The following is a 25,685-nucleotide window of genomic DNA, read 5'->3' as shown; positions in this document are numbered from 1 at the left end:
GCTTTGCTTGAAGAGCAACTTCCAACAGAAACTCTTCGCAAAGGAACCAGCCGGCGCACAAGCAGACTACTACAGGGATGACGACCGAGCAATATGCGATTCTCGCCGAACGGATCGAAAACGAATTCCTGTGGCAGCGGCGGCGAGGACGGCCACGCAGACTGTCGCTCGCCGGGGCACTACAGGTCACTCTTCTCTACTATCGCCACAACGTCACCGAACAGTTGATCGCCGATGTGGTCGGTGTCAGTCAGTCGACCGTGTCGCGAACAATCGCGCTAGTGGAAGCGATGCTCACTGTCGTGACCGACGACGAGCAGCCGGACGTCGAGGCTGCGGTCGGCGAGACGACGGCCGTCATCGACGGGACCCTCCTCCCGTGCTGGTCCTGAGCAGACGCGCCCGAGCTGTACTCCGGCAAACACAAGACCACGGGGCACACCTGCCAGGTCCTCGCCGATCTCTCCGGTCGGCTGATCCACATTTCGGATCCGATTCCGGGCAAACACCATGATGCTCACGCATTCCGAGAATCACACTTGGCCGACATCATCAACCTCTCGAATACTTTGGCCGACAAAGGCTACCAAGGCGCCGGAATGATCACACCAATAAAAAGGAGACCCGGCGAAGAACATTTGCCAGAGCACGCGAAACAGCACAACCGTTTCGTGAACACTCACCGCTACGTGATCGAGAGAACAATCGCTAACATCAAAACCTGGCGAATCTTCCACACCGACTACAGACGACCACTGCGCACTTTCCCAGACGCCTTCAACGCCGTCCGCGGACTAATCTTCTTCACCCAGAACGAAACCAATTTTGCATAAGCCTCATTATTTCCCATGGGAACTGGGACATGCCGACAATCCTTTCGGTCAACGCCGCAATCTTACCAATTCCGTGGTGCTCCAGAAAGAATAGGGCACCTCAGGGGCACCTCACGCCATCGTCGGCCGCAACCGCCGCACCGCATGTAAGCGCCTCGGCCTCTCCCAAGAAGACCTGGCCCACCAGGTCGGCAAGTCCCTGACCTACGTCGGCCAGGTCGAGCGCGGCAGCCGTAATCTCTCACTTGCCAGCGTCGAGCAAATCACCGGGTGGATCGGGATCGAGCCCCCGGAGTTGTTCTTGCTCGATGCAGAGGGCCAGCGCGCCGAGCAACTCAACTGGGAGTTCGGTTCGTCAACGCGACCTCTCGGAACCGCGAACTCGGAGGTGGCGTTCGTTGTCGGTGGTTCCGCGTAGTCTCCTGCAGGTACGGATGCGAAGGGACACAGAGCATGGCTGATCCGATATCGATGGGCACCGGCGTGCTGCTCGGGGCGTTCAACGACCGGTTGAAGAAGGTCGTGAAGCGTCTGTCTTCCTCGGCCGTGAGTATCGGTCTTGCGCTGCTGCTCGGGGCGACGATCCAGCTCAACTGGGGTCACGTCGACCAGCTCCGCGATATCACGGCGGACCCGGTTGTTGCGGCATACCAGGTTGCGCACGTCTTCGGCGTCACCGACGTGTCCTGGATCGACGCAGTTGCGAATTGGCTCGCTCGTCCAGCGATCGCGCCCGCCGCGTGGATAGCCTCCGTGGCCGCGGGGCTCTATCCTTTGCGTTGGCGCGTCCACGGCGCCGAGGTCGCCTGGCTCCTCCTGCTGCCAGCCTCGGTGGTGTTGGGCGTCGCCGCCTACCGGACGGCGCTCATCTCGTTGACGATAGCGCTGAGCCTGATCGCGGCCCGCGGCGCCGTTGCTCTAAGGCCCAGCCACGATTGGTATGACCGTCGTCACTGGTACCACCCCGCGCATGCACCGGTCCGCTTCTCTGAGACGATACTGAACTTCGTCTTAGCCCCTGTCATGCCAGCAATCCGAATGTGCATTGGGATCGCGGACAATTTCACCTTCGAGCCCAAGCCGCGGGAACCTGCCTCCGGGGCGAGAATCATTGGCCTAGACAGCATCCGTCCCGAGAGCAATGAGGTCGCGTAGCTGTCCGCCCGACGAGGTAGATGTGGCGGAAAATAGTGGCGATCATGTCAGGTAGAGCCACCGCTATCCAGTCGGTGTGAACGGACCAGGAGCCGCGCAAGGACGAAGGGATGAATTATGGACAGTCAATTTGAGCCGTCGAATTCCGGCGCGCAGATCGATCCTCTGGATATGACCGATGGCGATTTCGCGCTCACTATTGTGCGAATGATAACTTCTGTGGCCGGTGAACTTGGCGGGCTCGCGAATGAGCTGCTGCCCTCAGCCACCGAACGGCAGCATCGCCGGGCCATCGAAAGTTTGCGACGTCTGGTGGCGGAGCTGAAGGACCAGGTCGATGAGCTTGCTTGGCGACAGGCGCTCATGCACGAGGAGTTTGACGCGGCCATCACGCGTGCCTACCGTGCCGCGATCGAGACATCGGCCGAAGAAAAGCGCGAGTTCATCTGGATCGGTCTTATCAACGGGTTCGTGCGCACAGGTGGCGACCCTGCGCGTGATCGGCTTCAACGCCTCGTCGCCAAGTACGACCTAGAACATTTCCAGATCTTGCGGGAGATGCAGCGGCACATGAGCGGTGAGTCGAACATGCTTGCCTTCGAGACTTCTTCGGCTGGCAAGACGCTTGTTGGTCTCCTCGAGCGTGATCGCGAGGAACTCCTAGCTTATCTTCAGGAATTCCACTCCGATGGGTTGCTCATGGTGTTTGAGCAGCCGTTCCTTCGTGAGGCCAGCAACGGAGGCTACGTCACGACGCAAAAGACGGTACTCTGGCGGCCCGACGCGGATCGCCTCCTCACATTCATCGAAGATCCGAGGAGTGCTACGAGTGCCGAGTCGCAAGCTGTCCGAGGAGAGTAGCTGGACTTCACGAAATCGCGCTGGTCGACGAGGGAGGATCTCGTCGCGGCCGGTCAGCTCGTCCGGATCTCCTACCTCTACCGCACCGTTACCCCGCAAAACGGGCACCTGCTCTACTTCGATCACCGTGCAGAGAGCCGCAGACCTGGACGGCAGCCTCCTCGCCGCGTCAGACCCCATCGCCGGTGCCCGCCACGATCGTGCCGCTCTTGCACTCTGCGGTGGGGAACCGATCCTCGATGACGCGGATTGGATCGCCGATCCCGGCTGTATCGGCACGACCGCGACCACTCCCCGTAGACGATCCCGCGGCAGCACTCTCGATGAAAATACCAAGAAATCGAACGGGGAAATCTCCAGAACCCGATCCGCGGTCGAGAGATGCATCTCCCACTTCAAGAACTGGAAAATCATCGCCACCGGCTACCGCGGACGCCTCACCGAAATCCCCGCCATCACAAAACTCAAACTTTACCGACTCGGCTGGTAAAAACCTTGTGAATAACGCTCTTTGTGAAGAGTTCCTGTTACAAGTTGCTCTTCAAGCAGAGCGGATCAGCCGGTGTTATTCGTGACCGACACGCACGATTTCACCTCGATCAAGCAGATTTCGCATAAGCCTTATAGGCTCCTACAGCTCGGGAACCCCGGCAGTCCACCCCGAGTCCATCGAATCGGGTGCGGTCCACTACAACCACCACCGGCCCCACACCGCCACCGGGAACACGGTTGACCAACCTCCCCGGGCAGTACGCCTAGCGCTTCGGGAGCGCCGCCGCCAGATCGGCGATCAGGTCGCCCGGATCCTCGATGCCCACCGAGAGTCGCACGAGCGACTCCGACACCTCCAGCGGCGTGCCCTTGACCGACGCGTGCGTCATCTCGCTCGGGTAGCCGATCAGCGACTCGACCCCTCCCAGCGACTCCGCCAGCTGGAACAGCTCGGTCGACTCCGCGAACTTCCGGGCCGCGCGAGGGGTCGCCAGCTCCAGCGAGAGCATCCCGCCGAACCGCGACATCTGGCGCTTCGCGAGCTCGTGGCCGGGGTGGCTCGGCAGGCCCGGGTAGTGCACCGCCGTCACCGCGGGGTGCTCGACGAGGAACTCCGCGACCGCCTGCGCATTCGTCGAATGCCGCTCCATCCGCACCCCGAGGGTCTTGATGCCGCGGACCGTCAGCCACGCATCCATCGGGCCCGAGATCGCTCCGACGGCGAACTGCAGGAATGCGATCTTCTCGGCCAGAGGCCCCGAGCGCAGCGCCAGCGCACCGCCGACGACATCGGAGTGCCCGCCGAGGTACTTCGTGGTCGAGTGCACCACCACATCGGCGCCGAGCGCCAGCGGCTGCTGCAGCGCGGAGGAGGCGAAGGTGTTGTCGACGACGACGATCAGGTCGTGCGCGTGGGCCAGGTCGGCCAGTTCGGCGATGTCGCTGATCGTCATGAGCGGGTTGGAGGGCGTCTCGACCCAGAGCATCTTCGTCTCGCCGGGGACGATCGCCCGCTGCACCTCGCGCAGATTCGACATGTCGACGGGGGTGTTCCGTACGCCCCAGGCGCCGTGCACGCGGTCGATCAGGCGGTGGCTGCCGCCGTAGGCGTCGTTGCCGAGCACCACGTGGTCGCCGGGCGCGAGCGCGGCACGCAGCAGCGTGTCCTCAGCGGCGAGGCCCGAGGAGAAGGAGTACGCGACGTCCGCGCCCTCGATCGACGCGATCAGCTCCTGGAGGGAGTCGCGGGTCGGATTCGCCGAGCGGGCGTACTCGTAGCCGCCGCGGAACCCGCCGATGCCGTCCTGGACGAACGTCGAGGTCAGGTAGACCGGCGGGACGACCGCGCCGGTGGTCGGGTCGAACTCCTGACCGGCGTGGATGGCGCGGGTGTCGAAATGCTGCTTCTTGGGCATGGTGCGGGCTCCCTGGGTCGGAGGTGCGGGGGCCGACGGCGGTCAGGCCGTGGCGTAGGTGAGGAGGTCCTGCCGTGTGATCACGGCGACGGGCTTGCCCTCGTCGGTGACGAGGAGGGCGCTGCGGTCGGTGAGGGCAGCGCGGGCGGCGGCGATGCTCTCGCCGAGCCCGATCAGGGGGAGGGAGTCGCTCACACAGTCGCCGAGAGGGTCGTTCATCGAGGCGGTTCCGGTGAAGACCCGGTCGAGCAGCTCGCGCTCGTCGACCGCGCCGACCACCTCGCCCATCACCACCGGCGGCTCGGCACTCAGCACCGGCAGCTGCGAGACCCCGTACTCGGTCATGATGCCGATGGCGTCGCGGACGGTGTCGGTGGGATGCGCGTGCACGAGGGCCGGCAGCTCGCCGGTCTGCGGGCTGGCCGCGCGGGCGCGGAGCACGTCGCGGACGGAGCCCTCGTCGCGCAGTTCGAGGAAGCCGTAGGAGCGCATCCAGCGATCGTTGAAGATCTTGCCGAGGTAGCCGCGCCCGCCGTCCGGGAGCAGCACGACCACCACGTCGTCGGGGCCGAGCTCGGCGGCCGCCTTCAGCGCCACCGAGACGGCGAGTCCGCTCGAGCCGCCCACCAGCAGGCCCTCCTCACGCGCGAGACGGCGGGTCATCGCGAACGACTCCGCATCGCTGGAGGCGATGATCCGGTCGACCACGCTCGGGTCGTAGGCGCTCGGCCAGAAGTCCTCGCCGACCCCCTCCGTGAGGTAGGGCCTGCCCCCGCCACCGGAGTAGACCGAGCCTTCGGGATCGGCGCCGACGATCTGCACCCGGCCCTCGGAGACCTCCTTGAGGTAACGGCCGACTCCGCTGATCGTGCCGCCCGTGCCGACACCGGCGACGAAGTGGGTGAGCCGGCCGGCGGTGTCGCGCCAGATCTCGGGTCCGGTGGTCTCGTAGTGGCTGAGCGGGCCGTTGAGGTTCGCGTACTGGTTGGGTTTGAAGGCGCCGGGGATCTCGCGGGCGAGCCGGTCCGAGACCGAGTAGTAGGAGGCGGGGTCCTCCGGAGCGACGGCGGTCGGCGTGACCACGATCTCGGCACCGTACGCAGTGAGCACGTTCCGCTTGTCCTCGCCCACCTTGTCGGGCAGCACGAACACGCAGCGGTAGCCGCGCTGCTGGGCGACGAGGGCGAGGCCGATGCCGGTGTTGCCGCTCGTCGGCTCGACGATCGTGCCGCCCGGCTTGAGCAGGCCGTCGCGCTCGGCGGCGTCGATGATGCGGGTCGCGATGCGGTCCTTCGAGGAGCCTCCCGGGTTGAGGTACTCGACCTTCACCAGGACGGTCGCCCGCACCTCGGCAGCGACCGGGCCGAGCTTCACCAGTGGGGTGTCGCCGATGAGATCGAGCACCGATTCGGCGTACGCCATCCCGGTTTCCGGGCGTGCGGGCAGGGCTCGATCCAGGGTCATCCCGCCAGCGTAGCAACCGCTCCGGGGCGCGTGACGGGAGGCGGTGAGACGGCCAGGAGGCGCATCCGGGCCGCACCGCGGAGATGCTGTCGCCGCGCCGCGAGGTGCCCTATCGTGGGGGTCCGCGAGCGCCCACGACGACCCCGGAACGGACCACGCATGAGCTCTCCGATCGCCGCTCCGCCGCGGCGCCCGGCCGACACCCGCCTCTTCCTGCTGCTCGGCCCGGCGATGGTCGCCGGAGTCGCCTACCTCGACCCGGGCAACGTCGCCAGCAATATGACGGCGGGCGCCCGCTTCGGCTATCTCCTGGTCTGGGTCGTGGTGCTGGGCAACCTGATGGCGTGGCTGATCCAGTACCTCTCGGCCAAGCTCGGCCTGATGACCGGCCGCAGCCTGCCGGAGCTGCTCGGCGACCGCATCCGTGGGCGCTGGGGGCGCCGGGCCTACTGGCTCCAGGCAGAGACGGTGGCGATGGCGACCGACCTGGCCGAGGTGATCGGCGGAGCGATCGCGCTGAACCTGCTCTTCGGGCTGCCGCTGCTGGCCGGCGGTCTGCTGACCGGAGCCGTCTCCCTGGTGCTGCTCCTGGTGCAGACACGCGGCGGAGCGCAGCCGTTCGAGCGCGTGATCACGGGGCTGATGGTCCTGATCGCCGTCGGCTTCACCGTCGGAGTGGTCGTCGATCCGCCCGATGCCGGCGAGGCCATCGCCGGTCTCGTGCCCCGGTTCGAGGGCGCGGAATCGGTGTTGCTCGCGGCCTCCATCCTCGGCGCGACGGTGATGCCGCACGCGATCTACGCGCACTCCGCTCTCGCCCGCGATCGCTTCGGGCACGTACAGGGCGTCGGCGCCCGGCGGAGGATCCTCGTCGCGACCCGGATCGACGTCACCGTCGCGCTCGCCATCGCCGGCACCGTGAATCTGGCGATCCTCCTCCTCGCCGCGCACTCTCTGGCGGGGGTCGCCGGCACGGACAGCCTCGAGGGCGCGCACGCGGCGATCGGCGCGGCCCTCGGGCCGGTCGTGGCGACGCTGTTCGCGGTCGGCCTGCTCGCCTCCGGTCTCGCCTCGACCTCGGTCGGCGCCTACGCCGGAGCAGAGATCATGCACGGCCTCCTGCACGTCCGGGTGCCGATGGTCGCCCGTCGGATGGTGACGCTGATCCCGGCGCTGCTGGTGCTCGCGATCGGTTTCGACCCGACGCGGGCTCTGGTGCTCAGCCAGGTGGTCCTCTCGTTCGGCATCCCGTTCGCCCTGGTGCCGCTGGTGGTCCTCACCCGGGACCGCCGGCTGATGGGCGATCAGGTCAACCGCTGGTTCACCACGGTCGCCGCCGCGCTGGCGGCGCTGTTCCTGATCGTGCTCAACGGCCTGCTGCTCTGGCTGACCTTCGCGGGCTGACCTGCCGGTCGAGCGCCAGCGCCCCGGCCGCCGCGGGCGTTGATCCGATCCGAAGGCTGTCTCGTTATCCTCTGAGAGCGCCTCTCAGGCGCCCGCCCCCGCCCGCCGGGTGCCTACCGCCACCAGAACGAGAGACGCCGCCGTGCCCAGAGACACGATGTCCGCCAAGAACCGTGCCCGCCAGGCGAAGCTCGAGGCCTACAAGCGCGAGCAGGAGCGCCGCAAGCGCGGCTCCCGCATCTGGATCTGGTCGCTCTCGGCTCTCGCGGTCCTCGCGGTCGGGGGCATCGTCGCCGTCACCGTGTTCGGCAACCAGCAGATCGTCGAGGCCCGCCAGATCGACGGGCTGCAGACCTTCGAGAACGACGCGACGCACGTCGCTGGAACCGTCGACTACCCGCAGAGCCCTCCGGCCGGCGGCCCGCACAACGCCGTCTGGATGAACTGCGGCGTCTACGACCAGCCCGTGCCCGAGGAGAACGCCGTGCACGACCTCGAGCACGGCGCCGTCTGGGCCACCTACGACCCGGCGCTCCCGCAGAGCGAGGTCGACGCGCTGATCGAGGCGATGCCCGACACCTACTCCGTCGTCTCGCCCTACGAGGGCCTCGAGTCGCCGATCGTGCTCAGCGCGTGGGACGCGCAGGTCTCGATCGACTCCCCCGACGACCCCCGCCTCGACGCGTTCGTCGAGCGCTTCTGGCAGTCCTCGAGCGCTCCCGAGCCCGGCGCCCCCTGCACAGGGGGGATCGATGCGCCCGGCAAGCAGTAGGGGCCGCGTCCTCGTCGCCGCGGTTGCGGTCGTCGCGCTGCTCCTCGGCGCGGCCGGCGGCTACCTGTTCGGCGCCCTCGCTCCCTTCGCCTCCTCCGCCACTCCGTCGAGCAGCAGTGCGGAGGCGGGTTTCGCGCGCGACATGCAGGTCCACCACCTGCAGGGCGCCGAGCTGGCGATGATCGCCCGCGAGCGCAGTACCGACGCCGAGGTGTTGACCGTCTCGAAGGACATCCTGCTCACCCAGCAGCAGCAGGCCGGACAGCTCTTCGGCTGGCTCACCTCGTGGGGTCTTCCGCAGGCCGCCCCCGAGCCGTCGATGACGTGGATGGGCCGGCCGACGCTGGCCGGAGCCGCCGACGAGCACTCGGCGATGGGCATGGGGACCGAGGACGGAGTGGTGCCCTCGAGCATGCCGGGGTTGGCGACACCCGCGCAGATCACCGAGCTGGGCAACACCTCGGGCCGCGCCTTCGACCGGATGTTCCTCGAGCTGATGACCGCCCACCACCGCGGCGCCATCGACATGGCGGAGGCGCTGCTCGCCCGGAGCCGCGTCACGGTCGCGACCGACTTCGCCACGTCGGTCGTGAAGGCCCAGGAGGCCGAGATCTCGCTGATGGAGCAGATGCTCGCCGACCGTCCCGCGGAGTGACTCCGCGCCCGGTCGGCACCGCGGCGAGGGGCGGTCGGCTCGGGGAGAGCGCACCGCCGCGTGGAATTGCCGTGCCCCAGCCGACAGACGGCGGTTCGATGCTCCGGACGCCCCGACCGCGGGCGCAGGCCCGCCGCCGAGGAGCACATCATGACCGATCCCACCCGTCCGCTGCCGTGCCCGCACAGGCTGCTCCGGCTCAGGTCGTCCCGGCGGCGCCCTCCAGCGGCAGCGGCTCCGTCTCCTACGCCAACTGCACCGCCGTGAAGGCGGCGGGCGCCGCTCCGATCCGCACCGGAGACGCGGGCTACAGCCGCTCGCTCGACCGCGACGGTGACGGAGTCGCCTGCGAGTAGTCGTCGTCAGGCAGGCAGTGCCGGCTCCGACTGCTGCGCGTACAGCGAGGCGTAAAGCCCGCCGCGGCTGAGCAGCTCCCGGTGCGTGCCCGACTCGACGATCCGTCCGCTCTCGACCACGTGGATCACGTCGGCCGAGACGACCGTCGAGAGCCGGTGGGCGATCGCGATCGTGGTCCGTCCCCGGGCGGCGTCGTCGAGCGCCGTCTGCACCGCGCGCTCCGAGACGGTGTCGAGGGCGCTGGTCGCCTCGTCGAGGATGAGGACAGCCGGGTCCTTGAGCAGCACCCGCGCTATGGCGAGCCGCTGCTTCTCGCCTCCCGAGAGGCGGTAGCCGCGCTCGCCGACCAGCGTGTCGTAGCCGTCGGGGAACGACGTGATCGTCGCGTGGATGTTCGCCGCGCGGGCGGCTGCCTCGAGCTCCTCCTGCGTCGCGTCGGGTCGCGCGTAGCGGAGGTTGTCGGCGATGCTCGCGTGGAACAGGTACGTCTCCTGACTGACGATCCCGATGTGGGCGACGAGCGACTCCTGGCGCAGCTCGCGCACGTCGGTGCCGGCGAAGCGCACGGCGCCTGCGGTGACGTCGTGGAGTCGCGGGATGAGATACGAGACCGTCGTCTTGCCCGCTCCGGAGGGGCCGACGAAGGCGACGAACTGGCCGGGCTCGATCGAGACGGAGACGTGGTCGAGAGTCGGTCGGGCGTCCTCCGGCTGATCCGGGTAGCGGAAGACGACGTCGTCCAGCTGCACGCGGCCGAGCTCGCCGGCGACCTCGCGCGCCGCGGCACTGTCGCTGATCGCCGGGCGCAGGTCGAGGTACTCGAAGATGCGGGCGAACAGGGCGCCGGCCGTCTGGAGGTCGAGGGCGACGCGCATCAAGCCGAGCAGCGGCCACATCAGCCGGGCCTGCACCGTTGTGAACGCGACGACAGTGCCCGCGGTGACCGTGGTTCCGCCGAGGATGAGCCAGGCCGCCACGAGGTAGACGATCACGGGGATGACCGAGAGGAAGATCTGCACCGTCGCGAAGAACCACTGGCCGGACATCTGCTGGCGCACCTGGAGGTCGATCTGCCGACCGTTCTCGTCCGCGTAGCGGGCGACCTCCGACTCCTGCCTGCCGAAGCTCTTGGCCAGCAGGATCCCTGAGACGCTCAGCGCCTCCTGCGTGATGGCCGTCATCTCCGAGAGCGACTCCTGCGTCTTCGTCGCGATGCGGGCGCGCACCTGTCCGACGCGACGCTGCGCGATCACGAGCACCGGCATCAGCACCAGGGCGACGATCGTCATCTGCCACGAGAGGAGGAGCATCGCGACGACGGCCGCGATGACGGTCACGGTGTTGCCGAGGACGCTCGAGACGGTGTTGGTGAGCACACTGGCCACACCACCGACGTCGTTGGCGAGACGTGACTGGATCACTCCGGTGCGGGTGCGCGTGAAGAAGCCGAGCTCCATCGCCTGGAGATGACGGAACAGGCGGATGCGCAGCTGGCCCATCACGGTGTTGCCGACAGTGGCCGTGAGGTAGGTCTGCCAGACGCCGAGGACGGCCGAGAGCGCCCAGACGAGCACCATCACGCCGACCAGTTCGAGCAGGACGGGAAGGTCGGGCCGTCCGTCGGGCGGGAACAACCCGTGGTCGAACGCGAGCTGCGTGAGCAGTGGAGGCACCACGGTCAGCGCCGCGCCGACCAGTACGAGGACGACGGTGAGGGTCAGCCGAGGCCGATGGTCCCGGAACAGCTGGGCGATCCGCTTCAGCAGATCGTCCACCCTGGGCGCGGCCTCGTTGAGGGCCCGCTGCCCCTCGGCATCACTGCGCGAGACTCTTCCTCCGCGCGCGCCCCCGCGCATCCCGCCCCCTGCGGCGACGTCACCCATCCTGCTCACCGCTCGACCCTAACCCCGCCCTTTCGCCGACTCTCCCCCTTCCGCCCCCAGCGAAGTCGTGCATCCCTGCCGCTCTTCCTCCCCCTGCCCCCGGCCGCCGAAGGCGCCGCCCCCTCCCGCCCCTCACACGGCCACCCACGACGAAGGCCCGGGTCCTGCCACGCAGGACCCGGGCCTTCGTTCGTGCGCCCCGTGCCCCCCTCTGTTCCGTGCCCTGACGGTCCGCGGGGGTGTCGTGGGCAAGGCGGAGGAGGAGAGCTGTAGCGGAGCTACTGCCGACGACGACAACGCCGCCCACGGCACCCCCGCGGGCCGTCAGCCCTTGGTGGCGCCGGCGAGGAGGCCGCGGACGAAGAACCTCTGCAGACTGAAGAACACGATGAGCGGCACGATGATCGAGATGAACGCGCCGGCTGTGAGCAGCTCCCACGATTGGCCGTAGGAGCCGGACAGGTCCTGCAGCGCCTTCGTGATCGGCAGCCCTGCTCCCGAGGTGAACACCGTCGCGACCAGGAGGTCGTTCCACACCCAGAGGAACTGGAAGATGCCGAAGGAGGCGATCGCCGGTACCGAGAGGGGGAGCACGATGCGGAAGAAGATCTGGCCGTGGCCTGCTCCGTCCACGCGGGCCGCTTCGATGACCTCTCCTGGGATCTCCGAGACGAAGTTGTGCAGCATGAAGATCGCGAGGGGAAGCGCGAAGATCGTGTGCGCGATCCACACCTTCGCGTAGGAGCCGTCCAACCCGTTCACCCCGAGCCCGGGGAGGACGTAGAGCCCCCCGATGCGCAGGCCGTCCGAGAACAGCTGGAGCAGGGGCACGAGCGCCATCTGGATCGGCACGATCTGGAGGGAGAACACGAGCACGAACAGCGTGTTGCGCCCCTTGAAGTCGATCCAGGCGAAGGCGTAGGCGGCGAGGCTCGCGATGGTGATCGGGATGAGCGCCGCCGGCAGCGTGATGACCAGCGAGTTCACGAACGCCTTGCCCAGGGTCAGGCTGTCGCCCGAGTTGAGCGCGTTCGTGTAGTTGTCGAGGGTGAAGCCGGGGTTGGCGAAGATCGTCCACCAGCCGGTCGTCTTGATGTCGTTCGCGGGACGGAACGACGAGATGAACAGGCCGAGGGTCGGGATGGTCCAGATGACCGCGATGATCAGCGCGGCGAGTGTGGCGCCACGCGAGGTGGTGGCCTTCTTGACCTTGCCGCTGGCGGCTTCGATCTTCGACTCCCCGCGGGCGAGGCGCCGTTGGGTGGCGCTGTCGACCGGTACCTGGATCGGAGTGGGCGTGGCGCTCATCGGATCTCCCTCTGCTTGGCGAGCTGGCGGGCGTTGTAGACGACGATCGGGAGAACGAGCAGGAACAGGATGACCGCGAGGGCCGCGCTGTAGCCGCTGCGGGCTCCGAGCTGGAACTGGCGCACCATCTCGAAGGCCAGGACTGTCGTGTCGGAGCGGCCGCCGGTCATCGCCGAGACGATGTCGAAGACCTTGAGGGAGGCGATCGAGATGGTCGTGAGGACCACCACGATCGAGGAGCGGATGCCGGGGACCTGGACGCTCCAGAACGACTGCCACGCGTTGGTGCCGTCGAGGGACGCCGCTTCGAGCTGCTCGGTGGGGACGCCCTTGAGGGCCGCGGACAGCACCGTCATCGCGAAGCCGGCTTGGGTCCAGATCAGCACGATCACGAGGAACAGCGTGTTCCACGGCTCGAGGCCCAGCCAGTCGACGGGCGTGCCGCCGAACGCCGTCAGGATGCCGTTGAGCACGCCGATCTGCTCGCCCTGGCGGACGTCGTAGAAGAACTTGAAGATGATCGACGCGCCGACGAACGAGATCGCCATGGGCATGAAGACCAGCAGCTTGAAGAACTTCTCGCCGCGGCTCTTGTCGATGAACACCGCGTAGGCGAGGCCGATGGCGGTGGCGGTGATCGGGGCGAGCAGCACCCAGACCACCGTGTTGAGGAAGGCGGTGATGCCGTCGGGGCTTGTGAAGACCCAGACGAAGTTGTCGATCCCGGCGAAGCCGGAGCCGTCGTTCTTCATGAACGCGTTGAACGCGGTCGTGATCGTCGGGTAGATCAGACCGATGAGGATGAAGAACGCGGCCGGTGCCATGAACGCGACCAACTGGAGACCGTAACCCGCACCTTTGCGGGATCGGAAGTCGAGCAGGAACAGCGCGCCGCCCAGGACGGCGGCGACGACTGCGACCCAGATGACGGAGTTGTAGAGGCCGAACACCAGGAGCAGGACGACCGGGAGCACCACCGCGACCGCGAGGCGCAGCACGGTGTACGGGGTGCCGCGCCGGGGGGCGACCTCCACGAAGAAGAGGATGAGCGCGACCACGGCCGCGAAGACCAGGAGGATGATCGGGATCTGCGCGAGGGGGGGGATCCCCGCCAGCCATTGGAAGAACCCCGAGATGGTGATGGGAGACATGGACGCCCTTTCGAGTGCGACTCTGAACTCAGCTGAAGCCCCGACCGGGCGGGCCCGCTGCTGCGGACCCGCCGGGGCGGAGCGTGGTCGGAGGGCCGGGCTCCGTGGAGCCGCGGCCCTCCTGCCTGACCGCTAGGAGGTGTAGCCCGCCTGGATCTCCTCGAGAACCTGGTCGGTGCTGGTGCCGTCGACCCAGTCGACGACGCCCTTCCAGAAGCTGTCGGCACCCACGGACTTCGGCATGAGGTCCGATCCGTCGAAGCGGAAGGTGGTGTCGGCGTCCTGGAGGATGCCGATCGAGTCCTTCAGGATGTCGCTGCCGGCGTTCTCGGGGTCGAGGCCCTTGTTCGCCGAGATGACGCCACCGAGCTTGACGCGGCTGTTGGCCCAGTCGGCGCTGGCCAGGTACTCCTGGACCTTCGCGGTGTCGGCGTCGTTCGAGAAGGCGGCGACCATCTCGCCACCACCCGTGACGGCCTGGGCGTCATCGGCCTTGGCCGGCGGGGTGAGGAAGGCCCACACGTCGCCGTCCTCGGCCACCTTGGCACCGGCCGAGATCAGGAAGCCCTCGAAGAACGAGGCCTGGTGGGTCAGCGCGCAGCTGCCGTTCGCCACGTTCTGCGCGACGTCGCCGAAGGCAGTGGAGTTGATCGACTTGACGTCGCCGTAGCCCGCGTTGACGAGGGTGGGGTCGAGGAGGATCGAGCCGACGGAGTCGAACGCCGCCTTGATCTTCGGGTCGGTGAACTCGGTGTCGCCCGCGACCCACGAGTCGTAGGTGTCGGCGCCGGCCTCGCGGAGGACGGCGTCCTCGATCCAGTCGGTGCCCGGCCAGCCTGAGGCCTCACCGGAGTTGAAGCCCGCGCACCACGAGGGGCCGCCGGTCTTCTCGGCGATCGTCTTGCCGAGCGCCTCCATCTCGTCCCAGGTCTTGGGAACCGAAACGCCCCACTCGGCGAACTTCTTCGGGGAGTACCAGATGTAGCCCTTGACGGACGCCATCAGCGGCGCGCCGTACTGGGTGCCGTCGACCTGGCCGTACTTCTGCCAGTCCTCCGACCAGTTCTCCTTGACGTTGGCGAGAGCGCCGTCCGGGAGCGGCTGCACCTTGCCCGAGGCGACGGTGTCGGCGAGGAGGCCCGGCTGCGGGAAGATCGCGAGGTCGGGGGTGTCGCCACCCTGGACCTTGATGCCGATCTGCTTCTCGAACTCCTTGTCGCCGGTGTACTTGATGTCGATGTTGTTCTCCTTCTCCCAGTCCGCCCAGGACTGCTCGAGAAGGGTTGCCTCATCGCCGTTGATGGTGCCGTAGACGTTGACGACGCCGTCGGCGGTGCCGACCGAGCCGGCCGAGCCGCCGCCTCCGGCGTTCGGGTCGTTGGGGTCACTGCTGCCGGAGCAGCCCGCGAGTGCGATGCCGGCTGCTGCCAGGACGGCGACCGGGACGGTGATACGGCGGTGCAGGGATGACCGCATGCTTCCTCCTCATTGAGTGGTGAACCAGCCGAGTGAGCCGCTCCCCGCCGACCGGGGTCGGGGGGCTGTGGCGGCTCGAAGCGCGTGTCGCGACGACTCGGATGCTCGTGGTGGCGACGATCGGAGGAACTCCGAGCGGATCACCGGATTGATGTGGGTGGGCTTCCCACGGAGGGAAACCTTTCCACAAGAACGATAAAAGCACAACGTCGACGATAGAGCGCTCTCTCCGATAACGATTCGGCGTCAAACCGCCGATCCGGCGCTCTCAGTCCGCCTCCGAGCCGATCTCGGGGCGACGATCGGCCGACCGGCGGGGTATAACTTCCTGGAACCGTTTCCAGCATCGACGCCGGACGGATCGGGAGGAACGCCGTGCCAGGCATCGAAGAGGTGGCCGAGCTCGCAGGAGTGTCGAAGGCGACGGTCTCGCGCGCCCTCAGCGGCCGGGGGTACGTCTCGGCGGGAACGAAGCAGCGGGTCGAGCTCGCCGCGACGAGCCTGGGCTACGTCGTCTCGGCCAACGCCTCCAGCCTCGTGACCGGACGCAGCAACAACATCGCGGTCATCATCCCGGTCATCAACCAGTGGTTCTTCGCGGGAATCATCGACGGGATCGAGCGCGCGCTGCTCGCCGCCGGCTACGACCTCCTGCTCTACAACATCGACAAGCACCTCGACGCTCGCCGCAGCGTCTTCGAGTACTACCTGGTGCGCAAGCGCGTCGACGCGATCGTCGCCGTCACCCTCGAGATCTCGCCGCACGAGACCGAGGCGCTCCTCGCCCTCGGCAAACCGATCGTCGGCATCGGCGGCCAGCTCCCCGGCATCCCCACCTTCAGCATCGACGATGTGGCCGCCGCCCGGCTCGCCACCGAGCACCTGCTCTCACTCGGCCACGAGCGCGTCGTGCACATCGGCGGCCTCGCCGAAGAAGAGATGGACTTCCACGTGCACACCAAGCGCCGCGAGGGGTTCCGTCAGGCACTGAGAGCCGCGGGCCTCGAGCCCGGCCCCCACGACGTCGTGCCCACGCGGTTCGACATCCCGGGCGGCCATCGCGCCGGGAGGCAGGTCCTCGGCGATCCGAGGACGCGTCCGACGGCGATCTTCGCGGCCTCCGACGAGATCGCCATCGGCATCATCCTCGCCGCGCGCGAGCTCGGCCTCTCTGTGCCGGAGGACGTCTCGATCATCGGCATCGACGACCACCCGCTCGCCGAGCTGTTCGGGCTGAGCTCGATCCGCCAGGACCCGCAGGAGCAGGGCGAGCTCGCCGTCGCGCTCGTCCTCAAGGCGCTGGCCGCCCTCTCGCGGGGCGAGTCCCCTCCCCCGGCCCGGCACACGCTGATCCCGGCCTCTCTGGTGATCCGCACCAGCACGTCGGCGCCGCGGGGCGCAAGAATCGGAGCATGAGCGACTCCGAGAAGCCCACCGTCCGCGACGTGCCCGAGCGATCGCGCTTCGAGATCGAGGTCGGCGGCACCACCGCCGGCTTCGCCGCCTACGAGCGCCGAGGCGACGAGGTCGTGATCACCCACACCGTGATCGACGACGGCTGGGAGGGACACGGACTCGGCAGCGTCCTCGCGCGCGCCGCCGTGCTCACCATCACGGAGGCGGGCGGCACCGTGGTGCCGCGCTGCCCCTTCATCGCGGCGTGGCTGCGCAAGCACCCCGATGTCGACGCCCGGATCCGCTGGCCGGAGGACTGACCTCAGGCGGGCAGAGCCGCCGCGGCCGGGATCTCTTGCAGCGCCCAGGTGTTGCCGTCGGGGTCGGCGAAGAAGGCGTACTTCACGCCGCCGAGGTCCTGCACGGGGCCGACGTCGAGCGAACGGCCGACCAGCTCCTCCCTCGCGGCGGCGATGTCGTCGACGACGAGATGCAGGGAGCGGACGACCCCCTCCTCGGGGCCGGGGCCCATGCCGCTGCCGACGACGATCGAGCAGGCGGAGCCGGGCGGAGTGAGCTGCACGACGCGCACCGACGCCGACGGGCGCACGTCGTGGTCGAGGTGGAAACCGACAACCCCGGTGTAGAACGCGACCGAGCGGTCGACGTCGTCGACGGGGAGGGGGACGAGCTCGAGTCGCATCTGCACGCGACCAGGGTGCCGCGCTGGCGCGCGTCTGACAATGTCTGGCGGTGGGGAGTGCTGAGCCGTGTCGCGGTGTCAGTCGCTGTCGGACGCTCAGCGGGCGTTGATCGAAGAGCTGCTCCCGGCTCGGGCGGGGCGGCCCTTCTCGGCCCAGCGGGGTGCTGGTCGAGGGCACCGTCTCACCGGATGATCTCTGGAGCCGAGCGACCGGGTCGCAGATTCAGAGCGGCCGGACGCGGTCGAAGGTGATGTCCAGACGGCTGGGACCTCGGAGGAGAGGGTTGCGGCGGTAAGGAGGAGGGTCGTCGACGAGGCGCACGTTCTCGAGTCGGGAGAAGAGTTCCGCCAAGGCGATCTGGGTCTCGAGTCGGGCGAGCGGTGCTCCGAAGCATGAGTGGATCCCGGCTCCGAATCCGAGGTGGTCCCTGTTCTCGCGGGTGGGGTCGAACCGGTCAGGATCGGCGAAGTGGCGCGGATCACGGTTCGCCGCCGCCCAGGCGATCCAGACCGGAGACCCCTTGGTGATGGTCGCGTCGCCGACGCGCACATCGTCGAGGGCGACGTACTTCGGTGTGACTTGGGCTGGCGGCTCGAGTCGGAGCAGCTCCTCGAAGACGAGGGGCATGGTGCTCGGATCCGCGCGGAGCCGTGAGAGCGCCTCCGGGTGGCGAAGGAGCGTCAGCGCGCCGTTGGCGATCATGTTGACCGTCGTCTCGTGCCCGCCGATCAGCAGCATGATGGCCGTGCTGATCATCTCGCTGGACGACATCGTCCCGTCGGGGCCGTCGTCGTTGACCAGCCCGGACAACAGGTCTCCCTGCGGCGTTCCGCGACGGACCTCGGCGAGGCGGGTCAGGTAGGCGCCGAGTTCGCAAGTCGCCGCGGACGCCTCCTCCTGGAGAGCATCAGCCTCTTCGGGGGTCGTCGCTTCGGGAGGAGCGATGATCGCCATGCTCCAGGCGTGAAAGCGCGGCTCGTCTTCGTGCGGGACGCCGAGGACGTCGCAGATCATCACGACGGGGAGCGGGTAGGCGAACGCCTCGACGAGATCGAGAGTGCCGGATGCCGGGAACGCGTCGATGAGGGCGGTCGCCGTCCGCGTGATGTCGTCGCGGAGGGAGTCGACGTAGCCGGCGTGATTCGGAGGCCCGAAGTGCCTCATGGTCTGGCGGCGGAGCCGGTCGTGGTCGGGCGGGTCCTGCATCACGAACGCGGAGGTGAGTCCGGGGTCGGCGTCGCCGTCACGACCCGCGAGCAGATTGGAGCTGATGCGGGGGTCGTGGACGACCTGGAGGATCTCGTCGTAGCCGGTGATGAGGAAGGCTCCGTCGTCGAGGCGCTGGACGGGCTCGGCGTCGCGGAGGCGAGCGTACAGCGGGTAAGGATCGGGTCGACTGTCGTGGTCCAGGAAACGGTTCCACGTCGCGGTCGCAGCGGAGGAGCCTCCGGTGACGGGGCAGACCGAGCCGGGTTCGGGAGACGTGTTCACTATTTCGTCCTCTCATCGGAGTTGCTGGAGACGGTGTCAGGGCGGACGGAGCGAGAATGCGGGCGGACCCCTCGGTCGTCGCCAGACGGAGTGTCGATCGTCCGGCCCGTCGGCGGGAATGCCGCCCCGTCGCCGATCTGGCGCCGGTAGTGCTCGAGCCACTTCACGTGGTCGAGGGCCGTGGCACCGACCATCCGGTCGCCGATGCCGTAGACGGCCACGAACGCGCGCTGACCGAGGGACCCTTGCGCGATCACCACGCTGTCCGCCGTCTCAGGCGTCCCCACCGACTTGATCACGTGGCCGAACTGATTCGACCAGAACACGGGGATCTCCTCGTGACGAGCCTGCCCGTCGGTCCTCATGTTGCCGGCAGCGATGGTGGCCTGGCCGACGGCGTTCCCCCAGTGCTCGACGGAGATCCGGCGGCCATCGCCCGAAGGGTGCGGGAAGGCCGCGACGTCGCCGGCGACGAAGACACCGTCGACGATGCTGCCGTCGCTGGCCAGCGCACGGCAGGAGGCGTCGCAGTCGACTCCGAGCGGTCCGACGGACAGCCCCGACCCGCTGAGCCATTCTGCGTTCCGCAGGGCGCCGATGGCGACGACCACGACATCGACGCTCAGCTCTGTCCCATCCGAGAGCACGGCACCAGTGACCGCCCCCTTCGCGTCCGATTGCAGACTCGAGACGGTGACGTGCGACCGCAGGTCGACACCGTGTTCGCGTTGCACGTCGGCGAGGACGTGAGCGACGGTGTCGCCGAGGGCTCGGGCGAGAGGCGCGGAGCCTCGATCGACCAGAGTGACGGGGATGTCGAGGCGTCGGCAGGCCGAGGCGATCTCCGAACCGGTGAATCCTCCGCCGATGACCAGGACACGCCGTGGGCCCGCGGCGAGACGGGCACGCAGACGTGCCGCGTCGTCAGCGGTCCGGAGGGTGTGGACACCATCCATGGCCGCCTCATGGGCCACGGGCCACGGTCGGGCTCGGGTCCCGGTGGCGATGAGCACCCGGTCGTAGGGCACTCGTTCCCCGTCCGCGAGGACGACCTGGCGCGCGCTCACATCGAGGCCGGTCGCGCCCACACCGAGTCGCCACTGGATGTCCAGGCCGGAAGCGCGAGGGAGGCGGGTGCCGGCAGCGGACGCGGTCCCGAGCAGGACCTGCTTCGACAGGGGCGGACGGTCGTAGGGTTCGTCTCTTTCGTCGCCGATGACCGTCAACGGGCCGGTGAACCCTTCGGATCTCAGGGTCTCCGCCGCGGTCAGACCGGCCAAGGACGCTCCCACCACGACCACGTGATCGGTCTCCGTCAGCGCCGAAGGGGTCGACATCTGACGAAGCGGCCTCCGCTGCTCCCCGGTGAGACGGATGGCCTGCACGGGGCACGCTGCTGCGGACTGCTCGATGCGAGACCGGAACTCGTCTGGCGGGTCGGGGTCGTAGACGAGGGCCTCATCGCCCTCGAACCGGAAGACGTCGGGTGCCAGGAACGCGCACTGCGCGTAGCTCTGGCACGTGGTCATATCGACGGCGATGTGCATGTCTTCTCCTTCGTGTGGGATGCGGGTACGGCTGAAGTGTTCAGGCAACGACGACCCCGTCGACGGCGTCGTGCAGTCGAGGCCCGACCGACGCCGAGCGAAGCGCTCATCACGGCAGTTCCGCCGAGCAGCTCGACCGGGAGCTCGTCACGCATAACGCTGATGCCGAGCGGGATGACACCGGCCGCCAGACCCTGCAGGGCGCGGGCCGCGGTCGTCGGCACGAGGCTCCTGGCCACGGCTCCGACGACCGGCCGGGCGCAAGAAACACGATGCGGAGCAGGAGTGTGCGGCGCTTGCCGGAGATGTCGCCGAGCCGACCGACCGGCGGGGACGGGGACCGCGGGCGTGGCGGTGACCGTCCACGTCGCACCGCAGCCGACGCATCCACCAGCTGCGGAACGAGGGCTCTGCCTGAGGGACACGACGATCCCCGCGACGGCGAGACCTACCGCGACCCGTGCGGGCGGGACAGAGGAAGGCGGAACCGTCGACCTCGCGGTCGGTGTGCTGGTGCTGTCTGCGGGAGCGCTCATGCGTGTCCTCCGGTGGGATGCGGACGCGACGCTGCGTAGCAGGAAATATAAGTCAGTTGCTTGACTGAATGCAAGCGCGCTACTTGACTGTCTTCATGCCAAGGCACACATCCCCGACTCGTCGACCATCCACTGTGGACTCCCCTGCCGAGCGGCCTCGTGACGAGGCGACCGGGCGTGCTGCGCAGAGTCGCACTACGCTGCTCGCGACCGCCGAGCGACTCTTCGCCGAGCACGGCATCGTCGCCGTGTCCAACCGTCAGATCAGCGAGGCAGCGGGGCAGGGCAACAACAGTGCCGTCGGATACCACTTCGGCACGAAGCTTGACCTGGTGCAGGCCGTCGCCCGTCGTCATACGGATGACATCGACCACAGGCGCGAAGAGATGGCAGTGCGCGCGGCAGGCTCCACCGACGTCCGCGACTGGGTGGACTGCATGGTCCGCCCGACGACGGACCACCTCGACTCACTCGAGCAGCCCACCTGGTACGGCCGCTTCGTGGCGCAGCTGATAACGGATCCAGCGCTCACCGAGGTGGTTCAGCAGGAGGCACTGGAGACCCGATCGCTGCAACGAGTCCTCGAGGGCCTCGAGCGTTGCCGACCCGATCTGCCAGCGGACGTGCGCATCGAGCGCGACGACATGGCCCGTCAGCTCATAGTGCACACCGTCGCGGACCGCGAGCGAGCTCTGGCCAACGGCCGCCCCACACCCCGAACCACGTGGTCCGCCGCGGCGACCGGCCTGGTGGATGCCATCACCGGGCTCTGGCTCGCACCGTGGACATCCAGCGACGAGAGCTGACACCCGGACAGACGGGCCTGTGCAGCGGACTCCTCGTCCTCACACGTCAGCGCGGCACGGGCGCCGGGCCGCTGCGAGCAGCTCCCGGCGGAGCGATGGACCGCACTCCCGCTCCTCCATCGACGCTCTCTGAGCAGCCGACCACGACTGACGACGCGGCACTCGCCACCGCCAGACGCTGCCGGACGAGCCCTAGCCGCCGGCCGGTCGACCGGATCCCTCGGCGGGGTGCCGGGGCAGCCGGTCGCGGTCGTAGGTGATGGTGCTGTAGCCGTGCGGCACCGGCGACCCGTTCTCGTCGAGGCTGACGAAGACGATCCGGTCGATCGCGAGGATGCTGCGGCGCGAGACCATGTTGCGCACCTCCGCCCGCATCGTGAGCGAGGTGCGGCCGAAGCCCGTGGCCCGCAGGCCCATCTCGATCAGGTCGCCCTGCACGGCCGACGAGACGAAGTCGATCTCGGAGATGAATTTGGTCACCGCTCGCGGGTTGCCGAGCTGGAGGATCGCATAGATCGCCGCCTCCTCATCGATCCAGCGCAGCAGGCTGCCGCCGAAGAGGCTGCCGTTCGCGTTGAGGTCCTCGGGACGCACCCAGCGGCGGGAGCGGAAGGTGATGTCGTGCCCGTCGGCCCCCGCGTGTCGATCCATAGCCGTGGAGCGCGCCGGGTCAGAGGGCCGGCAGCAGGACGTCACGCACGAGCGCGTCGAGCTTCGCGTCGGCGTCGAGGAACTGGCGGAGCGTGCGGCGCACCGCTCCGAAGTCGTCGAACTCCTCGACCGTCATACCGTCTTCGCGGTAGGCGCGGCTGAACTCGGGGACCCGCTCGAGGAGCGTGTCGAGGATCTCGGGAGCGACCGGCACGTCGATGCGGTGCAGATCGACGGGCAGCTCGTTCTCGTTGATGAGCACCTGCCACTCGAACGGCGGCGAGACCACGAGGTCGCCGCCGACGAGCTCGGACCACTGCAGGTGGTTGCGGAATGCCGCCGAGAGGATGCGGGAGCGGTAGCCGCGCTCCTGGAAGATGCGGTACGCCTCCTTCAGCGCCGCCACACCCGCCCACTCGAGCACGCCCGGGTCGACGAGGATGCGGTTCGCGGCGACGCTCGCCTTGAGCCAGTCGTCGAGGCGGCCGCCCATGATGGTGACGACGCTGCCGAACTCACGCTCGGGCTGTCCCTCTGCGGCACGGCGGTCGAGGCCGCGCTCGATCGCCTCGGCCACGGCGACCGCCTGCGCGACCGTGAAGGAGACGGTCGCGTTGATGCTGACTCCGCGGTACGTCGCCTCCTCGATCGCCTGGATGCCCTTCGCCGTCGCGGGGATCTTCACGATGATGTTCTCGGCCAGGCTCGAGAAGTGGACGGCCTGCTCCACCAGCGCATCGACGTCGCGGTGCAGACGCGGATCCGTCTGGACCGACAGGCGACCGTTGCGGCCACCGCTCTCGCGGAAGGCGGGCAGCAGCAGCGAGGCAGCCTGGACCGAGAGCTCCTCGATGGCGAGCCAGCCGAGCTCGCTCTCTCCTGCAGTCGGGTGCTCGAGTGCGAGCTCGGCGATGCGCGGACCCCAGATGTCGAGGTTGCGCTGGATGGTGGTGAAGGCGATCACCGGGTTGCAGGTCGCGCCGACGGCGCCGAAGGTCAGCGACCGGCCGAGTTCGATCGGGTCGGCCGAGTCGTTCCAGAGGCTCGTGGGGCTGCCCTCGGCTGCGGCACGCAGCGGGAGGACGGTGGTGGACGTGGTCGAGGTGTCGCTCAAGGTCTTCTCCGTGCTGTGCGGCGCTGGGCCCGAGTGGGCAGGACTCTTCCACCTTATCGCTTGACGTCAGATTGTCCGAACAAAGTAGCGGTGTGCAGTGGCGGGTCCCTCCCCGAGCCCGCTCGTCGAGAAGGAGTCGCTGCCATGAGCAAACGGGGTACTCTCGCCGCGAGCGGCGGCGCAGCCGGCAGTGACCGCGACGGCCGGGTGACAGCACCGGGATCTACTGTTACGTTGTTCATATGTCAGCACATGAGCTGACGGCACCATCCCGTCGCGAGCAGCGCGACGACGACGACGAGACGCCCGGAGCGATCCCGGGCAGGAAGTTGTACAGAGAAGTATGACCGAGCACAGCGCCGCGTCTCCGACGAGCGCCCCCTTCGACCTGATCACCATTGGCCGCTCCGGTGTCGACATCTACCCGCTCCAGGACGGAGTGGGGCTCGAGGACGTCGAGACCTTCGGCAAGTACCTCGGCGGCAGCGCGGCGAACGTGACCGTGGCCGCCGCGAAGCACGGGCTGAAGGCCGGCATCATCACCCGCACCGGCGACGACCCGTTCGGCCGTTTCGTCTCGCGCGAGCTCGAGCGCCTCGGCGCCTCCGCCCGCTTCGTGAGCACCGTGTCCGGCTTGAACACGCCCGTCACCTTCTGCGAGATCTTCCCGCCAGACGACTTCCCGCTCTACTTCTACCGCGCCCCGAAGGCGCCCGACCTCGTGATCAACGTCAACGAGCTCGACCTCGACTCGATCGCCCGCGCCCGCATCTACTGGTCCACGGTCACCGGCCTCTCGGAGGATCCCAGCCGCACGGCCCACCACACGGCGTGGGAGGCGCGCGGCCGCAGCCCGCTGACGATCCTCGACCTCGACTACCGCCCGATGTTCTGGAAGTCGCCCGAGATCGCCCACCGCGAGGTCTCCCGCGCACTCGAGCGGGTGAGCGTCGCCGTCGGCAATCGCGAGGAGTGCGAGATTGCGGTCGGCGAGACCGACCCGCACCGCGCCGCCGACGCCCTGCTCGACCGCGGGCTCGACCTCGCGATCGTCAAGCAGGGCCCGCGTGGAGTCCTCGCGAAGACGAAGGACGAGACCGTCGAGGTCGCGCCCTACCCCGTCGACGTGGTCAACGGCCTCGGCGCCGGCGACAGCTTCGGCGGCGCCCTCTGCCACGGCCTCCTGCAGGACTGGTCGCTCGAGGAGGTCCTCCGCTTCGCGAACGTCGCCGGAGCGATCGTCGCCGGCCGGCGCGAGTGCTCGACCGCCATGCCCTCGACCGATGAGGTCGCCGAGATCGTGAGGAGCATCGAGAATGTCCCTGCCTGACACCGTCACCGCGCTCGACTTCGAGACGCTGCGCGAGATCCGCACCACCGCTCCCGAGACCGTGCTGCCGCGGGTCCGCGACCGGGCCAGGCGCCCGCTACTCGCCGACGACGGCCGCCTCTTCATCGTCGCCGCCGACCACCCGGCCCGGGGCGCGCTCGGCGTCCGCGACGATCCGACCGCGATGGCCGACCGCTACGAGCTGCTCGCCCGCCTGGTCACCGCTCTCGAGCGACCCGGCGTCGACGGCGTCCTCGGCACTCCCGACATCATCGAGGACCTCGCGCTGCTCGGCGCCCTGGAGGGCAAGGTCGTCGTGGGATCGATGAACCGCGGCGGCCTCAAGGGCGCCCGCTTCGAGATGGACGACCGCTTCACCGGGTACGACGTGCCCAGCATCGTCGCGTCGGGCATCGACTTCGCGAAGCTGCTGATCCGGGTGAACCTCGCCGACGTCGCGACGGCCGCCACCATCGAAGCCTCCGCCCGTGCCGTCGACGCCGCGGCGGCGGCGCGGGTGCCGATCATGCTCGAGCCGTTCCTCAGCCGGTGGTCGAGCGGAGTGGTGCAGAACGACCTCTCGCCCGAGGCGGTCATCACCTCGATCGCCATCGCCGCCGGCCTCGGCAACACCTCCGCGTACTCGTGGCTCAAGCTGCCCGTCGTGCCCGAGATGGAGCGGGTGATGGCGTCGACGACGCTGCCGACCCTCCTGCTCGGAGGCGACCCCTCCGGCAGCCCGGACGAGACCTACGCTTCCTGGGGGTCGGCACTCGCCCTCCCGGCGGTCCGCGGACTCGTCGTGGGCCGCACCCTCCTCTACCCGGCCGACGGCGATGTCGCCGCCGCGGTCGACACCGCTGCCGCGCTCGTGCACGGCTGATC

At 68.5% G+C, this 25,685-nt stretch carries 26 protein-coding genes; 15 read left to right on the top strand and 11 right to left on the bottom strand.

What is annotated here, in order from left to right; all coding sequences use genetic code 11:
• The first annotated feature begins 77 nt into the window (after positions 1–77).
• The 6 genes from GSU10_RS03695 (at position 78) to GSU10_RS03670 (ending at position 3,339) form a co-directional block, all read left to right on the top strand.
• Positions 78–392: a helix-turn-helix domain-containing protein gene (locus tag GSU10_RS03695; RefSeq protein WP_068213820.1), complete on the top strand. Its 315-nt coding sequence runs from the start codon at positions 78–80 to the stop codon at positions 390–392.
• 15 nt (positions 393–407) lie between these two features.
• Positions 408–833: a transposase family protein gene (locus tag GSU10_RS03690; protein ID WP_208859925.1), complete on the top strand. Its 426-nt coding sequence runs from the start codon at positions 408–410 to the stop codon at positions 831–833.
• A 118-nt stretch (positions 834–951) separates the two neighbouring features.
• Positions 952–1,251: a helix-turn-helix domain-containing protein gene (locus GSU10_RS15705; RefSeq protein WP_082845226.1), complete on the top strand. Its 300-nt coding sequence runs from the start codon at positions 952–954 to the stop codon at positions 1,249–1,251.
• 35 nt (positions 1,252–1,286) lie between these two features.
• Entirely contained in the window at positions 1,287–1,988 is a 702-nt protein-coding gene (locus tag GSU10_RS03680; protein ID WP_068212259.1) for a hypothetical protein, read from the top strand.
• A gap of 117 nt (positions 1,989–2,105) precedes the next feature.
• A complete protein-coding gene (locus tag GSU10_RS03675; RefSeq protein WP_068212261.1) occupies positions 2,106–2,849 on the top strand; it encodes a hypothetical protein in 744 nt (247 codons plus the stop codon).
• A 127-nt stretch (positions 2,850–2,976) separates the two neighbouring features.
• Complete coding sequence (locus tag GSU10_RS03670; RefSeq protein ID WP_158286088.1) at positions 2,977–3,339, top strand: transposase family protein; 363 nt, start codon at positions 2,977–2,979, stop codon at positions 3,337–3,339.
• 265 nt (positions 3,340–3,604) lie between these two features.
• On the opposite strand, the gene GSU10_RS03665 is transcribed toward GSU10_RS03670, so the two are convergent.
• On the bottom strand, positions 3,605–4,756 hold the full coding sequence (locus GSU10_RS03665; protein ID WP_068212263.1) for a cystathionine gamma-synthase: 1,152 nt from the start codon (positions 4,754–4,756) through the stop codon (positions 3,605–3,607).
• A gap of 42 nt (positions 4,757–4,798) precedes the next feature.
• Positions 4,799–6,178 (bottom strand): cystathionine beta-synthase, encoded by a 1,380-nt coding sequence (locus GSU10_RS03660; protein WP_068212265.1) that lies wholly within the window; start codon positions 6,176–6,178, stop codon positions 4,799–4,801.
• 201 nt (positions 6,179–6,379) lie between these two features.
• On the opposite strand from GSU10_RS03660, the gene GSU10_RS03655 reads away from it, so the two are divergent.
• From GSU10_RS03655 to GSU10_RS03640, 4 genes are all read left to right on the top strand, one after another.
• Positions 6,380–7,624, top strand: coding sequence for an Nramp family divalent metal transporter (locus tag GSU10_RS03655; RefSeq protein WP_132504724.1), 1,245 nt, complete (start codon positions 6,380–6,382; stop codon positions 7,622–7,624).
• Positions 7,625–7,766: 142 nt separating this feature from the next.
• Positions 7,767–8,396 (top strand): DUF3105 domain-containing protein, encoded by a 630-nt coding sequence (locus GSU10_RS03650; protein WP_236713661.1) that lies wholly within the window; start codon positions 7,767–7,769, stop codon positions 8,394–8,396.
• Positions 8,377–9,051, top strand: coding sequence for a DUF305 domain-containing protein (locus tag GSU10_RS03645; protein WP_068212268.1), 675 nt, complete (start codon positions 8,377–8,379; stop codon positions 9,049–9,051). Before GSU10_RS03650 ends, GSU10_RS03645 begins: the two co-directional genes overlap by 20 nt.
• A gap of 176 nt (positions 9,052–9,227) precedes the next feature.
• The gene (locus GSU10_RS03640) at positions 9,228–9,407 is read left to right on the top strand and encodes an excalibur calcium-binding domain-containing protein (RefSeq protein ID WP_068212269.1); all 180 of its coding nucleotides are present in this window, start codon (positions 9,228–9,230) and stop codon (positions 9,405–9,407) included.
• A gap of 6 nt (positions 9,408–9,413) precedes the next feature.
• Here the strand turns inward: GSU10_RS03640 and GSU10_RS03635 are convergent, their stop codons facing one another.
• The 4 genes from GSU10_RS03635 to GSU10_RS03620 all read right to left on the bottom strand — a co-directional run bounded on the left by GSU10_RS03635 (position 9,414) and on the right by GSU10_RS03620 (position 15,226).
• Complete coding sequence (locus tag GSU10_RS03635; RefSeq protein WP_132504832.1) at positions 9,414–11,291, bottom strand: ABC transporter ATP-binding protein; 1,878 nt, start codon at positions 11,289–11,291, stop codon at positions 9,414–9,416.
• A 324-nt stretch (positions 11,292–11,615) separates the two neighbouring features.
• Complete coding sequence (locus GSU10_RS03630) at positions 11,616–12,599, bottom strand: carbohydrate ABC transporter permease (RefSeq protein WP_068209603.1); 984 nt, start codon at positions 12,597–12,599, stop codon at positions 11,616–11,618.
• On the bottom strand, positions 12,596–13,750 hold the full coding sequence (locus GSU10_RS03625; RefSeq protein WP_241972900.1) for a carbohydrate ABC transporter permease: 1,155 nt from the start codon (positions 13,748–13,750) through the stop codon (positions 12,596–12,598). The genes GSU10_RS03630 and GSU10_RS03625 overlap by 4 nt, the downstream gene beginning before the upstream one ends.
• 132 nt (positions 13,751–13,882) lie before the next feature.
• Positions 13,883–15,226, bottom strand: a complete 1,344-nt coding sequence (locus tag GSU10_RS03620) for an ABC transporter substrate-binding protein (RefSeq protein ID WP_132504726.1) — start codon at positions 15,224–15,226, stop codon at positions 13,883–13,885.
• Between the two features lie 375 nt (positions 15,227–15,601).
• Between GSU10_RS03620 and GSU10_RS03615 the strand changes: the two genes are divergently transcribed.
• Positions 15,602–16,642 carry a LacI family DNA-binding transcriptional regulator gene (locus GSU10_RS03615; RefSeq protein WP_068209606.1) on the top strand — a complete coding sequence of 347 codons (1,041 nt, stop codon included), beginning with the start codon at positions 15,602–15,604 and terminating at the stop codon, positions 16,640–16,642.
• Positions 16,639–16,941, top strand: coding sequence for a GNAT family N-acetyltransferase (locus GSU10_RS03610; protein ID WP_068209609.1), 303 nt, complete (start codon positions 16,639–16,641; stop codon positions 16,939–16,941). Before GSU10_RS03615 ends, GSU10_RS03610 begins: the two co-directional genes overlap by 4 nt.
• 2 nt (positions 16,942–16,943) lie before the next feature.
• Here the strand turns inward: GSU10_RS03610 and GSU10_RS03605 are convergent, their stop codons facing one another.
• From GSU10_RS03605 to GSU10_RS03595, 3 genes are all read right to left on the bottom strand, one after another.
• On the bottom strand, positions 16,944–17,330 hold the full coding sequence (locus tag GSU10_RS03605; protein WP_068209612.1) for a VOC family protein: 387 nt from the start codon (positions 17,328–17,330) through the stop codon (positions 16,944–16,946).
• 217 nt (positions 17,331–17,547) lie between these two features.
• A complete protein-coding gene (locus GSU10_RS03600) occupies positions 17,548–18,816 on the bottom strand; it encodes a cytochrome P450 (RefSeq protein ID WP_199220842.1) in 1,269 nt (422 codons plus the stop codon).
• Positions 18,816–20,363 (bottom strand): FAD-dependent oxidoreductase, encoded by a 1,548-nt coding sequence (locus GSU10_RS03595; protein ID WP_068209615.1) that lies wholly within the window; start codon positions 20,361–20,363, stop codon positions 18,816–18,818. Before GSU10_RS03595 ends, GSU10_RS03600 begins: the two co-directional genes overlap by 1 nt.
• Positions 20,364–21,033: 670 nt before the next feature.
• Between GSU10_RS03595 and GSU10_RS03590 the strand changes: the two genes are divergently transcribed.
• Positions 21,034–21,705 (top strand): TetR/AcrR family transcriptional regulator, encoded by a 672-nt coding sequence (locus GSU10_RS03590; RefSeq protein WP_068209618.1) that lies wholly within the window; start codon positions 21,034–21,036, stop codon positions 21,703–21,705.
• A gap of 192 nt (positions 21,706–21,897) precedes the next feature.
• Here GSU10_RS03590 and GSU10_RS03585 read toward each other — a convergent pair whose 3' ends face one another.
• Positions 21,898–22,356, bottom strand: a complete 459-nt coding sequence (locus GSU10_RS03585; RefSeq protein ID WP_082845048.1) for an acyl-CoA thioesterase — start codon at positions 22,354–22,356, stop codon at positions 21,898–21,900.
• 19 nt (positions 22,357–22,375) lie between these two features.
• Positions 22,376–23,470, bottom strand: a complete 1,095-nt coding sequence (locus tag GSU10_RS03580) for a transaldolase family protein (RefSeq protein WP_132504728.1) — start codon at positions 23,468–23,470, stop codon at positions 22,376–22,378.
• A gap of 343 nt (positions 23,471–23,813) precedes the next feature.
• Here GSU10_RS03580 and iolC point away from each other — a divergent pair, with 343 nt between their 5' ends.
• On the top strand, positions 23,814–24,800 hold the full coding sequence (iolC, locus tag GSU10_RS03575) for a 5-dehydro-2-deoxygluconokinase (protein WP_068209621.1): 987 nt from the start codon (positions 23,814–23,816) through the stop codon (positions 24,798–24,800).
• Positions 24,787–25,683, top strand: coding sequence for a Cgl0159 family (beta/alpha)8-fold protein (locus GSU10_RS03570; protein WP_068209624.1), 897 nt, complete (start codon positions 24,787–24,789; stop codon positions 25,681–25,683). Before iolC ends, GSU10_RS03570 begins: the two co-directional genes overlap by 14 nt.
• The last annotated feature ends 2 nt before the right edge of the window (positions 25,684–25,685 follow it).

It is taken from the genome of Rathayibacter tanaceti (assembly GCF_009834165.1).
GTDB classification, from domain to species: domain Bacteria; phylum Actinomycetota; class Actinomycetes; order Actinomycetales; family Microbacteriaceae; genus Rathayibacter; species Rathayibacter tanaceti.
This window is presented reverse-complemented; position numbering and strand designations above follow the sequence as displayed.